Raw genomic sequence first — 13,927 nt, 5'->3', positions numbered from 1 at the left:
GCCACGATGAAGGTCAGGACGGGGCGGCGTGGCCGGTCAGGGGGTGGACGTCTCATGCGCGAACTCCAATGCGGGCCGTTACATGGGGAGTCGATCCGACGGGTGGTGCGCGAGGCGGATCTGCAAGAGGAACCGGCAAGTTCCTGAAAGCCCTTGCAGCGCGGAAGCTACAGGGACATGACAGCCGCGTAAAGAGATCGCGCGGCGCGGGCGCGTATCGCCGAAGCGCCTCGGGGTGAAAACGGACCAGTAGTGGTGACCCGCGCCCACGCGCCCGGCGGGACCGTCCGCCTAGCGTGGCCGTATGACCATGCAACCCTGGTTTCCCGCCGCCAAACTGGGCATCTTCATCCACTACGGCATCTACGCCGTGGACGGGGTGCCGGAGTCCTGGTCGTTCTACTGGGGCGAGGTGACGCACGAGCAGTACATGAAACAGCTGGACGGGTTCACCGCCTCCGCGTACGACCCCGACGCCTGGGCCGAGTTGTTCGCCCGGGTCGGCGCGAAGTACGCGGTGCTCACCGCCCGCCACCATGACGGCGTCGCCCTGTGGGACACCGCCCACGGCGAGCTGAGCGTCGTCCGGCGCACCCCGGCGGGCCGGGACCTGATCGCGGGATACGTCGACGCGCTGCGCGAGCGGGGCCTCAAGGTCGGCCTCTACTACTCGCACTCCGACTGGAACCACCCGGACTACGCGAGCGTCCGCCACCCCGAGATCGACCAGTGGACGGACACCCACCCGGGCGGCAACGACGCCAACCGCTACTCCCATGCCGCACCCGGCGAGGAGGACCCGGCGGCCTGGGACCGCTACCTCGCCTACCGGGACGGCCAGGTGAGCGAGCTGGTCGAGCGGTTCCGCCCCGACCTGCTGTGGTTCGACGGCGAGTGGGAGCGCACCGAACAGCAGTGGCGGATACGGGAGTTGGCCGAGCTGATCCTCGCGGAGAACCCGGACACCATTCTCAACGCCCGTATGCTCAGCCACGGCGACTACGCCACCCCGGAGCAGGGGGTACCGCTCGAAGCACCCGACGGGCCCTGGGAGTTGTGTCTGACCATCAACGACTCATGGGGCTTCCAGCACCAGGACGACAATCACAAGTCGGTGCGGCAGCTGGTGCGTTACTTCGCCGAGACGATCGGCATGGGCGGCAATCTGCTGCTGGACGTCGGGCCGAGGGCGGACGGGTCGATCACCGCCGAGCAGGTCGAACGGCTGGAGGGGCTCGGCGCGTGGATCGGCCGGCACTCCGACGCCGTGTACGGCACGGTCGCCGGGCTGCCCGCCGGACACCACTACGGCCCGAGCACCCTCTCCGCCGACCGCCGCACCCTGTATCTGACGTGCTTCGACGTGCCGCGCGAGTCCGTGGCGGTACGGGGCCTGCGCAACCCCGTCAAGAAGGTCACCGTCCTCGGTACGGGCACCGAGCTGGGCCACCGGGTGATCGGCGGCCTGGACGCCGTGCCCGGCGTGACCTGGATCGACGCCCCCGCGGAGGCCGACCTCGACCCGTACGCGACCGTGCTCGTCCTGGAGCTGGACGGGGAGCTGGACCTCTACCGGGGTACGGGACGCGACTGACCGAGGATCACTTGGACGGTCACGGCCGGAGAACTACTTGAACACGGTCACGGCCGGAGGACCCCGTCGACGGTCACGGCCCGAGGATCTCGTCGACGGTCACCACCCGGACGAGCGGCCGGTACAGGTCCAGCACGTGCAGGGCCTTGGCGTGCGACTCGTCGTCGGCGCCCGCGCAGGCGTCGGCGGCGACCAGCACCTCGACGCCCGCGTCGGCCGCCGCGAGGGCCGTGGACAGCACACAGCAGTCGGTGCTTACCCCGGCCAGGACCAGCCGCCCGTCCGGGCCCAGCCGGGCGGCCAGCTCCGGGCCCCACTTGCCGAAGGTGGGGGCGTCGACCAGGCCCACCGTCCCTGCCTCGTCGGCGAGTTCGTCTACCAGTCGCCACAGGGCCGCGTCGGGTGGCCGCAGCGCGAAGGGCCAGCGGTCGTAGTACGCCCGCCAGGCCCCCTGGGGGTGCTCCGGCGCGACGAAGCGGGTGAACACGGTCCGTCCGGCGAAGGCCGGCAGCAGACGTCGTACGCCCGCCGCGGCCTCGTCGAAGCGCGGGGCCGCCCAGGGGCTGTCGGGTTCGGCGAACACGCGCTGCATGTCGATGACGGCGAGCAGGCCGGGCACGGTGGTCATCCCCGCGCCTCCTGGGCCCGTACCCGGCCGCGGGCGAGCAGCAGCGTGCCGAGGAAACCGGTCGCCAGGGCGAGCAGGACGCCCAGGTTGGCGTAGGCCCAGTCGCCGTTCCTGCCGCCGAGGCCGAAGGGACCGAGGAGATAGCCCTGCCAGTCGAGCCATCCCGCGGCGGAGTTGGTGACGAGGCCCCAGCCGAGGGCGGTGGCGGCGAGGGTGAGGAGGAGGGGGCCGGGCGGGACGTCGCCGTAGCGGCCCTGCGGGCGGAACAGGTCGGGCTCGGCGTAGTCGCGGCGGCGCAGCAGGAGGTCGGCCAGCATGACGCCGCACCAGGCGGCGATGGGGACGCCGAGCGTGGTGAGGAAGCCGATGAAGGGGCCGAGGAAGTCGTCGGCGAAGAAGACGATGTAGACGGCGCCCGCGATCATCAGCACACCGTCCACGAGCGCGGCCAGGGGGCGCGGTACGCGCAGGCCGGCCGCGAGGAGAGCGAGGCCTGAGGAGTAGATGTCGAGGACGGCGCCGCCGACCAGGCCGAGTACGGCGACGGCGGCGAACGGCACCAGGAACCAGGTGGGCAGGAGCGTGGTCAGCGCGCCGATCGGGTCGAGGGCGATGGCCTCGCCGAGGTCGGCGGAGGAGCCCGCGAGGAGCAGTCCGAAGAGCAGCAGGAGCAGCGGGGCGAGGGAGGCGCCGAAGGTGGTCCAGCCGACGACGCCCCGGCCGGAGGAGCCGCGCGGCAGATAGCGGGAGTAGTCGGCCGCCGCGTTGACCCAGCCGAGTCCGAAGCCGGTCATCAGGAAGACCAGGGCGCCGATGAACTCCTGGGCGGAGCCCGCCGGTACGGCGCTGACGGCGGACCAGTGGACGTGGTCGGCGACCAGGACGACGTAGACCACCGTCAGGACGCCCGTGACCACGGTGATCACGGTCTGGAACCGCATGATCAGGTCGAAGCCCATCACCCCGACCACCACGACCAGGGCGGCGACCAGGACGAGGGCCATCACCTTCGTCCCGGTGCCGCCGCCCGTGCCGAGCCGACCGAAGACGGTGGCGGTGGCCATGGTGGCGAGCGCGCACAGCACGGTCTCCCAGCCGACGGTGAGCAGCCAGGAGACGACCGCGGGCAGCCGGTTGCCGCGCACCCCGTACGCGGCCCTGCTGAGCACCATCGTCGGGGCCGAGCCGCGTTTGCCGGCGACCGCGACGAAGCCGCAGAGCAGGAACGAGAAGACGATGCCGACGACTCCGGCGGCCAGGGCCTGCCAGAAGGAGATGCCGAAGCCGAGCGCGAACGCGCCGTAGCTCATGCCGAGCACCGAGACATTGGCGCCGAACCAGGGCCAGAAGAGGGTGCGGGGAGTGCCCTTGCGGTCGGCGTCGCCGATCACGTCCAGGCCGTGTGTCTCCACCTGGAGCGGCCGGACGGCGCCGGTGCCGTCGGGGGCCGAGGTGCCATCGGGAGTTGGGGAGTCCGTCATCGTCGACCTGCCTGTCTGATCGCGGACCTGTCCGTCCGATCATGCGGATCGCGTCGAGGGGAACCTAGGTGCGCCGGTCAGGGGCGTCAAGGTGGCACCCGTACGGATGCGGAGGGCGGGCCTCCGGGATGTCGGGGTCTACGTACAATCTTCGAGAATCGGCCGGGGGTTCGCGATCAGGAACCTCCGGATTGGCTCCGGGACGGCCCGGGGCCGGCTTCGGGGGGAATCGCATTGCCGTGGGACGTGGCTCCGCTGGTGAGCCGGGAGAGCGAGCTGGCACGGCTCGACGGGATACTCGACGGGCTGACGGGGACCGGCCGGGCGCCGACGGGGACCGACGACGGGGCGACGGGGACTGGCCACGGCCCGACGGTGTCCGGGGTCGGTCCGACGGTGTCCGGGGATGGTCCGACGGTGTCCGGGGACGGTCCGACGGTGTCCGGGGACGGTCCGACGGTCGTCGATGTCACCGGCGCGGCGGGGATCGGCAAGAGCCGGCTGGTGTCGGAGTTCTGCGCGCGGGCGCGGGAGCGGGGCATGACGGTGCTGCGCGGCCGGGCGACCGAGTACGAGCGGCATCTGCCCTACCAGCCCCTCGCCGACGCCCTCGCGGACCTCGACACCGAGACCGGGATCCCCTCCCCGTTCACCGAGGTCTCCACCATGGACCGTTTCGCCCTGCAACGCGCGGCGGCCGCCTTCCTCGCCCGGATCGCGCGGACCGGCAACGGCCTGGTGGTGGCCCTCGACGACGTGCACTGGGCGGACCCGGCGTCCCTGGAACTGCTCGACCATCTCGTACGGCATCCGCCGCGCCGCGCCCCCGTGGTGATCGTGGTCGCCCGCCGCGAACGGCAGACCTCGCCCCGGCTCGTGGCCTCCCTGACCCGGGGCGTGGAGGCCGGGACGGTGCTGCGTCTCGAACTCGGCCCCCTGGACCGCGGCGCCTGTCTCGCGACGCTCGCCCCCGACCGGCCGGCCGGTCTCGCCGCCGAGCTGTACGCGGCCAGTGAGGGCAACCCCCTGTACTTCCTCGCCCTGCTCCAGGCCGGCAGACCCGCCGGGCTCAGTTCGCTGCTGCTGGACGAGCTGACACCGCTCACCGACGGCCAGCGCGGGACCGTCCAGGCCCTGGCCGTGCTCGGCGACCACGCGGCGCCCGAGCTGGTGGCGGCCGTCACCAGTCGCCCGACGAGCGAACTCGATGCGGATTTCCGGGAGTTGACCGCCCGCGACCTGGCGCGGCCGGGGCCCGACGGCCGCTGGGCGCTCCGGCATCCGGTGCTGCGGTCCCTCGTCCACGACACCACCGATCCCCTGCTGCGCACCCGGATGCACCATCTCGCCGCCGCCGAACTGGCCCGGATCGGGGCACCGTTCAGCGAGCGGGCACACCACGTCGAGCGGTCGCTGACCGGCTGGGACCCGGGCGCCGTGACCGTCCTCACCGAGGCCGCGCGGCAGGCCGCCGCGACGGCGCCCGCGAGCAGCGCCCACTGGCTCGGCGTCGCCCTCACGCACCTGCCCGAACGGCCGGTGCACGAGGGGCTGCGCCGCGACCTGATGCTGCGGCGGGCCGAGGCGCTCGGCGCCTGCGGCGGGCTGCGGGAGGCCCGGGACCTGCTGCACGAGGTGATCAGCCTGTCGCCGCCGGGCACCGACGACGGCGTACGGACCTCGGCCGTCACCCTGTGCGCGGTCATGGAGCGCCATCTCGGCCGGTACGCGGAGGCCGTGGCCCTGCTCCGTCGCGAACTGGCCCGGGGCGCCGACCTCTCCCCCGCCGGGACCATCGAACTCGGCCTGGAACTGGGCTCGTCCGCGCCGCACGCCAGCTCCTACGCGGACGTGAGCGACGACGTGGCCCGCACCCTGGAGCTGGCCCGGTCACTGGGCGACGACGTCGCGGAGGCGGGGGCGCTCGCCGTCACCGCGCTCGGTGAGGCGTACGAGGGCAACACGGTCGCCGCCGCCGAGGCCGCCGACCGGGCCGCCGCGCTCATCGACTCCCTCACCGACCAGGACCTCGCGGGTCTGTGCGAACCCCTGGCCCGGCTCAGCTGGGCGGAGGCGTTCCTGGAGCGGTACGCGGACGCCGAACGGCACGCCGAGCGCGGCCGCGTGATCGCCCGCCGGGGCGGTCTGCTCAATGTGGTGCCGCATCTGCTGCTGTGCCTGTCCCACCTCCATGTGATGACGCTGCGGCTGGGGTCGGCCGTCGAACTCGCCGAGGGGGCGGAGACGATCGCCCGGGGCATCGGCAGCGACGAGTTGCTCGCGTTCGTGCTGGCGTCCAAGGCCCAGGCCCTGATCCCCTCGCTCCCGCCGGGCGACGGCGGGGCGCTGGCCGTCGCCGAGGAGGCCGTCGCGCGGGCCGGCGCCGGCACCCGCTGGTGGGCGTCCATCGCCTGGGGTGTGCTCGGGTACGCCGCGCTGCACGCCGGTGATCCGGGGCGGGCCCGGGCCGCCGTGCTCCGGGCGGGCGGGGAGGACCTCGCCGGGCTCCAGCCGAGCATGCGGCCCCTGTTCACCGAGGTCCTCGTCGCCGCGGCCGTGGCCACCGGGGACCACGACGAGGCCCGGCAGTGGGCGGAACGCGCCCGCAAGGAGGCGGAGCGGCTCGATCTCGTGGCGCAGCGGGCGTCCGCGCTGCGCAGCCTGGCGCATGTGCCGCTGGCCGAAGGCGATGCGACCGCCGCGGCCGACCTGTTCGAGCAGGCCGCCGGGGAGGCCGCCCGGGGCCAGGGGCGGCTGTGGGAGGCGCAGACCCTGCTGATGGGCGCGCCTCTGACCGCGTCGGCGGGCCGCCCGGCCCGGGCCCGCGCCATGTGGGAGCGCGCCCTGCGGCTGGCCACCGAGGGCGACGCCCGGTTGCTCACCGGTCTGGCGGAGATGATCCGCCCGGCCGTATTCGTCGAGCCGGAGACCCAGACCCAGACCCACACCGATTCGGTGACAGCGACGGCGGCGGCAACCTCGACGAGGACGGCGGGCGGGGTGGCGGGCACGAGCACTGGTCCGGGCATGAGTGCGGGCCCTGGCGCGGGTCCAGGCGCGGACACCGACGTACGGTCGCGGGAAGCGGCCTCCGTCGAGCTGGCCGGGCTGTCCCCACGGGAGCGCGAGATCGCCGCGCTCGTCGCGAAGGGCCTGACCAGTCCCGCCATCGCCGAACAGCTCTTCCTCAGCCCGCGCACCGTCGAGACCCACCTCTCGCGCATCTACCGCAAGACGGGCGTCACCTCGCGCGCCGCGCTGGCCGCGTTGCAGGTCCGTAGCGAACTCGGGGACGGCGGGGCGTAGTCACGGTGTCGGTGCGGGACCGGGCCGGTTCGCCACGCGCGACCGGCCCGGGACCGTACGGCACCTCACGAACTCACGGACTCACGGACTCACGGACTCACGGACTCGCGGACTCACGAACTCACGAACTCACGAACTCACGAACTCACGAACGCCGGCGGCGGACCGGTAGCGCGAGGGTCGCCGGGCGCAGGCCTGAGGACCTCGCGGTGAGGGTGAGGCAAGCCCGGTCGCTTTCCCGGGCGGAGGATCGCGAGGGCCTTGCCGTGCCAGGTGAAGCGGGCCGGTCGCCGGAAGCTGTCGACGTTGTGCGGGTTGCCGTTGCCGACAGCGGCCAGCTCCCCGGCGCCGTCGATCTCGAAGGTGACCTTGCGGGTGGCGTCATCCGCACGCCCCAGAGGGGGACGCGCACGGGGCCGGTCACCGTCAGCCTGGTGTGCCGGTAGATCCCCGAGCCGGCGTACCAGCGGCTGTTGCGGCCGCTGTTGTCGACGCGGACGGCGAGCACGTTCGGGCCCGACGGATCGAGGTGCGGGGTGAGGTCGTGGGCGAAGGACGTGTAGCCGTTGGGATGGAAACCGAGGTGTTTCCCGTTCAGCCAGGCGTCCGCGTTCTGGTACACCCCGTCGAACCGCAGCTCGATATGTGACCCGTGATCGTCGCCGGGCTCCCCCACCTCGAAGTGTTTGCGGTACCAGCCGACGCCGCCGACCGACCCCCCGTTCTCACTGCGCTCCGGGTCGAACGGGCCGATCGCCCGGGGCGGTGTGGGCCACTGCGGGTCCGGCTCCTTGGGCCAGAATGCTGAACTGACATAGACATGCCAGGAGTAGGGCGATACGGCTGTGGCGTCAAGGGTCGGGGGTGACCGGGTGCGTATGTGTGCCCCCTCGGTGCGTCTCCTCCGAGCGGGGTGGTTAGCATATGAGCGCCGCCTAGCTCGAAAGATAATTCTGTGACTGTCAACGAGGACTCGTTCACCCAATGGAAGAACCGCGAGGAGATCGCGGAGTCGATGATCCCGATCATCGGGAAGCTGCACCGTGAGCGGGACGTGACGGTCCTGCTGCACAGCCGCTCCTTGGTGAACAAGTCGGTGGTCAGCATCCTGAAGACCCACCGGTTCGCCCGCCAGATCGCCGGTGTGGAGCTCTCGGTCACCGACACCCTGCCGTTCCTGCACGCCCTCACCGAGCTCGACCTCGGCCCCGCCCAGATCGACATCGGCCTGCTCGCCGAGGCCCACCGGGCCGACGACCGCGGCCTGTCGATCGCGGAGTTCACCGCCGAGGCCGTCGCCGGCGCCACGGGCGTCAACAAGATCGAGGGCGGCGAGGGACGTGACGTCGTCCTCTACGGCTTCGGCCGCATCGGCCGCCTCGTGGCCCGGCTGCTGATCGAGAAGGCCGGCTCCGGCAACGGTCTGCGGCTGCGCGCCATCGTCGTGCGCGGCGGCGGTGATCAGGACATCGTGAAGCGCGCCTCGCTGCTGCGCCGGGACTCCATCCACGGCCAGTTCCAGGGCACGATCACCGTCGACGAGGCGGAGAGCACGATCGTCGCCAACGGCAACACCATCAAGGTGATCTACGCGAACGACCCGTCCGAGGTCGACTACACCGCGTACGGCATCAAGAACGCCATCCTCATCGACAACACCGGCAAGTGGCGCGACCGCGAGGGCCTGTCGAACCATCTGCGCCCGGGCATCGACAAGGTCGTCCTCACCGCCCCCGGCAAGGGCGACGTCCCGAACATCGTGCACGGCGTCAACCACCACACGATCAAGCCGGACGAGCAGATCCTGTCCTGCGCGTCCTGCACCACCAACGCGATAGTCCCCCCGCTGAAGGCGATGGACGACGAGTTCGGTGTGCTGCGCGGCCATGTGGAGACCGTCCACTCGTTCACCAACGACCAGAACCTGCTGGACAATTACCACAAGTCGGATCGCCGGGGCCGTTCCGCGCCGCTCAACATGGTCATCACCGAGACGGGTGCCGCCTCGGCCGTCGCCAAGGCGCTGCCCGACCTCAAGGCGCCGATCACCGGCAGCTCGATCCGCGTCCCCGTCCCGGACGTCTCGATCGCGATCCTCAGCCTGCGCCTCGGCCGTGAGACCGACCGCGAGGAGGTCCTCGACTACCTCCGCAACGTCTCGCTGACCTCGCCGCTCAAGCGCCAGATCGACTTCACCAACGCCCCCGACTCGGTCTCCAGCGACTTCATCGGCTCCCGCCACGCCTCGATCGTCGACGCGGGCGCCACCAAGGTCGACGGCGACAACGCGATCCTCTACCTCTGGTACGACAACGAGTTCGGCTACTCCTGCCAGGTCATCCGCGTCGTCCAGCACGTCTCCGGCGTCGAGTACCCGACGTACCCGTCCCCGGCGGTCTGATCCACCGGCCGTACGCCCCCGTCGGCACCGGGCCGGGCGAGCGAATCCGCTCGTCCGGCCCGTGGCGTGCCCATGATGTGATGACGCCGTGAGCCGAGCTTCCGAAGAGTCCAACCGCCGTATGCTGCGCGCCCGGGACGCCATGGACCGGGCGTACGCGCAGCCGTTGGACGTCCCCGCGCTGGCCCGGATCGCCCATGTCTCCGAGGCGCACTTCACGCGCACCTTCCGCGCCACGTTCGGGGAGACACCCCATCGCTATCTGCAACGCCGCCGGGTCGAACGGGCGATGTTCCTGCTGCGGGAGACCGACCGCGCGGTGACGGACATCTGCTTCGAGGTCGGCTTCGGCAGCCCGGGGACCTTCAGCCGGACGTTCCGCGACATCGTCGGCACATCACCCCGGGAGTACCGCAGGGCGGCGGTGGCCGTGGCCGTACCGACCTGTTTCGCAAAGGCGTGGATGCGACCGAGCGGCTGAGCAGTTTTGGATAAGTTTTCGTCCGGCGCGCTCGCTAGCGTGGTGCCCATGTTCACCGCCATCACGCACTCGCAGATCTACGTCCTCGACCAGGACGCCGCCCTCGACTTCTACGTCGGCAAGCTCGGTCTGGAGGTCAACACCGATGTCGACCTGGGCTTCATGCGCTGGCTGACCGTCCACGTACCCGGCCACCCGGAGCGCCAGATCCTGCTGGAGAAGCCGGGGTCCCCGGCGCTGTCCGAGGAGACCGCGGCCCAGGTCCGCGACCTGCTGACGAAGGGCGCCATGGGCGGTCACCTCATCTTCAGCACGGACGACTGCCGCAAGACGTACGAGACCCTGCGGAGCCTCGGCGTCGAGTTCACCGAAGAGCCCACCGAGCGCCCGTACGGCATCGACTGCGGGCTCCGCGACCCGTTCGGCAACAGCATCCGCTTCACCCAGCCCAAGGGCTGAGCCTCCGCTCCCGTTCCCGACGGCAGGGGCGTTGTCAGTGGTGGGCGGCAGGATGGTCGCATGACGACATCAGTTGCAGTGATCGTGGATGCCGCCGCCTACGCCCAGGCCGTCGAGGACGCGGTGCGGGCTTCGGCCGCCTATTACACGGGCGGTACGTCGGTGCTGGACGATGACGCGTACGACCGGCTCGTGCGGGGGATCGCGGCGTGGGAGGCCGAGCATCCCGACCAGGTGCTGGCGGACTCGCCGACCGGGAAGGTCGCCGGCGGGGCCGTCGAGGGGGACGTGCCGCACACGGTGGCGATGCTGAGCCTGGACAACGTGTTCTCCGCCGAGGAGTTCACGGCGTGGACGGCCTCGCTGGCCCGGCGGATCGGGCACGAGGTGGAGCGGTTCGGGGTGGAGCCGAAGCTCGACGGGCTGGCGATCGCCGCCCGGTACACCCGGGGGCGGCTCACCCAGCTGATCACGCGGGGCGACGGGACGGCCGGGGAGGACGTCTCGCACGCCATAGGCACCGTCGAGGGGCTGCCGCGCGAGCTGGCCGAGCCGGTGACGGTGGAGGTGCGGGGCGAAGTCCTCATGACCAACGCCCAGTTCGAGCACGCCAACGAGGTGCGCACCGGGCACGGCGGCCAGCCGTTCGCGAACCCGCGCAACGCGGCGGCGGGCACGCTGCGCGCCAAGGAGCGTGCCTACACCGTGCCGATGACCTTCTTCGGCTACGGGTTGCTGCCCCTGCCCGGAACGGACGCCGACTCCGCCGCCCATCTGGGCGAGCTGTCCCACAGCGAGTTGATGGCCCGCGCCGCCGACCTCGGGGTGAACACCACCGCGAGCACGGCCGTGCCCGGTGTCACCGCCGGCACGGTCGAAGAGGTCCTGGACCGGGTCAAGGAGATCGCCGCGCTGCGGGCCGAGCTGCCGTTCGGGATCGACGGGATCGTCGTCAAGGCCGACCTCGCCGCCGATCAGCGGGCCGCCGGGGCCGGTTCCCGCGCCCCGCGCTGGGCGATCGCCTACAAGCTGCCCGCGGTCGAGAAGATCACCCGGCTGCTGGAGGTGCAGTGGAACGTCGGGCGCACCGGCATCATCGCCCCGCGCGGCGTGCTGGAGCCCGTCGAGATCGACGGCTCCACCATCACGTACGCCACCCTGCACAACCCGGCCGACATCACCCGCCGTGACCTGCGGCTGGGCGACCATGTCATGGTGCATCGCGCCGGTGATGTCATCCCCCGCGTGGAGGCGCCGGTCGCCCATCTGCGCACGGGCGAGGAACAGCCCATCGTCTTCCCCGAGGTGTGCCCGAGATGCGGTTCCGGCATCGACACCGGGGAACAGCGCTGGCGCTGCGAGAACGGCCGCAACTGCCATCTGGTGGCGTCCCTCTCGTATGCCGTGGGCCGCGATCAGCTCGATGTGGAAGGGCTCGGGCAGACCCGGGTCGTCCAGCTCGTCGAGGCGGGCCTGGTGGCCGATCTCGCCGATCTGTTCGCTCTCACCCGGGAGCAGCTCCTCGGCCTGGAGCGCATGGGGGAGACCAGCACCGACAACCTCCTCGCCGCGCTCGACGCGGCCAAGGGGAGGCCGCTGTCGCGGGTGCTGTGCGCGCTGGGTGTGCGGGGCACCGGACGCTCCATGTCCCGCCGGATCGCCCGGTACTTCGCCACCATGGACCACCTGCGTGCCGCCGACGTCGAGGCGATGCAGCGGGTCGAGGGCATCGGCACCGAGAAGGCCCCGTCCATCGTGGCCGAGCTGACCGAACTGGCCCCGCTCATCGACAAGCTCGCGGCGGCCGGGGTGAACATGACCGAGCCGGGCGCCACACCGCCCGCCCCGGTCGACGACGAGTCCGCCGACGCGAAGGACGGAACGACGGACGGTACGAAGGAGGGCACCAAGGGGGGCACGGAGGCCGGCGCCGAGCCCGCGGGCGGTCCGCTCGCCGGGATGGCCGTGGTGGTCACGGGCGCCATGACCGGCGTACTGGAGAAGCTCAGCCGCAACCAGATGAACGAGCTCATCGAACGCGCCGGCGGACGCGCCTCCTCCAGCGTCTCCAAGAAGACCTCCCTGGTCGTCGCGGGCGAGAACGCCGGCTCCAAGCGCGCCAAGGCCGAGACCCTCGGCATCCGGGTGGCCGACCCGGACGAGTTCGCCGCCCTGGTGGCCGACCACCTCGACTGAGCCGCCGCCCGGCTCACAGCCCGAGGATGACGAGGGCCGTGTCGTCCGTGGCGCGGCCGGAGGGGAGGAGGTCGAGGAGGAGGGCGTCGGCGAGGGGTTCGGGGGTGGACCGGCGGTGGCGGGTGAGCGCGTCGGCGAGGCGGGCGAGGCTGAGGTCGATGTCCTCGTCCCGGCGTTCGATCAGACCGTCCGTGTAGAGGACGAGCATGTCGCCCTCGGTGAAGTCGACGGTGGCCTCCAGGCGGGGGGTGTGTTCCGGGCGGGCGCCGAGCGGTGGATCGGTCGCCCGGTCGAGGAAGACGACCTTGCCGTCACGGCACAGGAGGGCGGGCGGCAGATGCCCGGCACTGCTGTAGGTGATCGTGTGGGTGTCCCAGTCGACACAGGTCTGCACGGCGGTGGTGTTCTCGGCGCCCGCGACGGAGCGGGCGTACAGGCCGAGCGCGTCCAGCGCCTGGGCGGGGCCGTCCGCCACCAGGGACGCGGCGCTCAGCGCGCTGCGCAGCTTGCCCATGACGCAGGCGGCGGCCAGGCCGTGTCCGACCACGTCACCGACGGCGATACCGATGCGGTCGACGCCGGACAGGTCGACGAGGTCGTACCAGTCGCCGCACACGTTCAGCGCGTCGGTCGCCGGCTGGTAGCGCACGGCCGCGCGGTGGTGTCCGATCGGGTCGGGCGCGGGCAGCATCGCCGTCTGCAGGGCGAGGGCGACCTCCCGTTCATGGGCGTGCGCCTCCCGCAGCCGTTCGTTGACCTCCTGCAGCTCACGGGCGCGGGTGTACAGCTCGGCCTCCAGCACGCTGGTCCGGTCGCCGGGCGAGCGTTCACGGGCCCGGATCAGCTCGGTGACCTCCTCCACCTTGTGGATCAGCAGCACCACCTTGCCGTCGGGGCCGAGGATCGGCGCGTTCACCGGGCTCCAGTACCGCTCCTCCCACTCCCCCGGCCGCTCCGCCGACTCCACGTCGTAGCGCTGCAGCGCCATGGCGTCCCGCTCGCCGCTCTCCACCACCCGGTTCAGGGAGGCCGCCAGGTTCCGCATGCCGTTCGCGGACGGGTCGTCCGGGTTGTCGGGGAACACATCGAAGAGATACCGGCCGACCACCTGCTCGCGGGTGCGGCCCGACATCCGCAGAAACTCCTCGTTCGCGTCCGCGTACACCAGCTCGGGTGTCAGCAGCGCCACCATGCCCGGCAGCGCCTGGAACACCGCCGCGTAGTCGATCTCCGTATCCGCCATGGTCGCCGCCTCAGCGTCCGTCGCCTTCGTGTGATCTCCACCATAGGAGCGGATGGCCGCCGGAGCGCGGTCCTGTTCCAGGAAAACCGCCAGGTCACGCACGGTTGTGCGATAAGGGACGCAGCGTCGCGAGCCGAC

10 protein-coding genes and 1 pseudogene are annotated in these 13,927 nt (G+C 71.8%); 6 read left to right on the top strand and 5 right to left on the bottom strand.

Translation table 11 applies throughout. The features are described from left to right. Positions 1 to 304: 304 nt before the first annotated feature. Positions 305 to 1,594 carry an alpha-L-fucosidase gene (locus tag ABT147_RS07715; protein WP_351403293.1) on the top strand — a complete coding sequence of 430 codons (1,290 nt, stop codon included), beginning with the start codon at positions 305 to 307 and terminating at the stop codon, positions 1,592 to 1,594. 73 nt (positions 1,595 to 1,667) lie between these two features. Here ABT147_RS07715 and ABT147_RS07710 read toward each other — a convergent pair whose 3' ends face one another. Both ABT147_RS07710 and ABT147_RS07705 read right to left on the bottom strand, forming a co-directional pair. After that, positions 1,668 to 2,222, bottom strand: coding sequence for a cysteine hydrolase family protein (locus ABT147_RS07710; RefSeq protein WP_351403292.1), 555 nt, complete (start codon positions 2,220 to 2,222; stop codon positions 1,668 to 1,670). Continuing rightward, on the bottom strand, positions 2,219 to 3,703 hold the full coding sequence (locus tag ABT147_RS07705) for a purine-cytosine permease family protein (protein WP_351403291.1): 1,485 nt from the start codon (positions 3,701 to 3,703) through the stop codon (positions 2,219 to 2,221). The genes ABT147_RS07710 and ABT147_RS07705 overlap by 4 nt, the downstream gene beginning before the upstream one ends. Positions 3,704 to 3,937: 234 nt before the next feature. Between ABT147_RS07705 and ABT147_RS07700 the strand changes: the two genes are divergently transcribed. Next, the gene (locus ABT147_RS07700; protein WP_351403289.1) at positions 3,938 to 7,009 is read left to right on the top strand and encodes an AAA family ATPase; all 3,072 of its coding nucleotides are present in this window, start codon (positions 3,938 to 3,940) and stop codon (positions 7,007 to 7,009) included. A gap of 137 nt (positions 7,010 to 7,146) precedes the next feature. On the opposite strand, the gene ABT147_RS07695 is transcribed toward ABT147_RS07700, so the two are convergent. Both ABT147_RS07695 and ABT147_RS07690 read right to left on the bottom strand, forming a co-directional pair. After that, complete coding sequence (locus ABT147_RS07695; protein ID WP_351403338.1) at positions 7,147 to 7,347, bottom strand: hypothetical protein; 201 nt, start codon at positions 7,345 to 7,347, stop codon at positions 7,147 to 7,149. A gap of 167 nt (positions 7,348 to 7,514) precedes the next feature. Then, positions 7,515 to 8,051: pseudogene (locus ABT147_RS07690) on the bottom strand (sugar-binding domain-containing protein); the annotation flags it as partial. Between ABT147_RS07690 and ABT147_RS07685 the strand changes: the two are divergent. The 4 genes from ABT147_RS07685 to ligA all read left to right on the top strand — a co-directional run bounded on the left by ABT147_RS07685 (position 7,965) and on the right by ligA (position 12,546). Continuing rightward, positions 7,965 to 9,410: a glyceraldehyde-3-phosphate dehydrogenase gene (locus ABT147_RS07685; protein WP_351403288.1), complete on the top strand. Its 1,446-nt coding sequence runs from the start codon at positions 7,965 to 7,967 to the stop codon at positions 9,408 to 9,410. The pseudogene ABT147_RS07690 and the gene ABT147_RS07685 overlap by 87 nt on opposite strands. Positions 9,411 to 9,498: 88 nt before the next feature. Further along, a complete protein-coding gene (locus ABT147_RS07680) occupies positions 9,499 to 9,891 on the top strand; it encodes a helix-turn-helix domain-containing protein (RefSeq protein WP_351403287.1) in 393 nt (130 codons plus the stop codon). 48 nt (positions 9,892 to 9,939) lie between these two features. Then, the gene (locus ABT147_RS07675; RefSeq protein ID WP_351403286.1) at positions 9,940 to 10,350 is read left to right on the top strand and encodes a VOC family protein; all 411 of its coding nucleotides are present in this window, start codon (positions 9,940 to 9,942) and stop codon (positions 10,348 to 10,350) included. 60 nt (positions 10,351 to 10,410) lie between these two features. Then, the gene (ligA, locus tag ABT147_RS07670; protein WP_351403284.1) at positions 10,411 to 12,546 is read left to right on the top strand and encodes an NAD-dependent DNA ligase LigA; all 2,136 of its coding nucleotides are present in this window, start codon (positions 10,411 to 10,413) and stop codon (positions 12,544 to 12,546) included. A gap of 13 nt (positions 12,547 to 12,559) precedes the next feature. Here ligA and ABT147_RS07665 read toward each other — a convergent pair whose 3' ends face one another. Further along, positions 12,560 to 13,789 (bottom strand): PP2C family protein-serine/threonine phosphatase, encoded by a 1,230-nt coding sequence (locus tag ABT147_RS07665; RefSeq protein ID WP_351403283.1) that lies wholly within the window; start codon positions 13,787 to 13,789, stop codon positions 12,560 to 12,562. Between the last annotated feature and the right edge of the window lie 138 nt (positions 13,790 to 13,927).

The organism is Streptomyces sp. NPDC001868 (assembly GCF_040297125.1).
Classification (GTDB): Bacteria; Actinomycetota; Actinomycetes; order Streptomycetales; family Streptomycetaceae; genus Streptomyces.
Note: the sequence above shows the minus strand (reverse complement) of the source record. Positions and strands in the feature narration are given on the sequence as shown.

What these genes read in the sequence shown, in the direction of transcription:
- ABT147_RS07715 (WP_351403293.1), top strand. Translation starts at nt 305, where the DNA reads ATGACCATGCAACCCTGGTTTCCCGCCGCCAAACTGGGCATCTTCATC.
- ABT147_RS07710 (WP_351403292.1), bottom strand. Translation starts at nt 2,222, where the DNA reads ATGACCACCGTGCCCGGCCTGCTCGCCGTCATCGACATGCAGCGCGTG.
- ABT147_RS07705 (WP_351403291.1), bottom strand. Translation starts at nt 3,703, where the DNA reads ATGACGGACTCCCCAACTCCCGATGGCACCTCGGCCCCCGACGGCACC.
- ABT147_RS07675 (WP_351403286.1), top strand. Translation starts at nt 9,940, where the DNA reads ATGTTCACCGCCATCACGCACTCGCAGATCTACGTCCTCGACCAGGAC.
- ligA (WP_351403284.1), top strand. Translation starts at nt 10,411, where the DNA reads ATGACGACATCAGTTGCAGTGATCGTGGATGCCGCCGCCTACGCCCAG.
- ABT147_RS07665 (WP_351403283.1), bottom strand. Translation starts at nt 13,789, where the DNA reads ATGGCGGATACGGAGATCGACTACGCGGCGGTGTTCCAGGCGCTGCCG.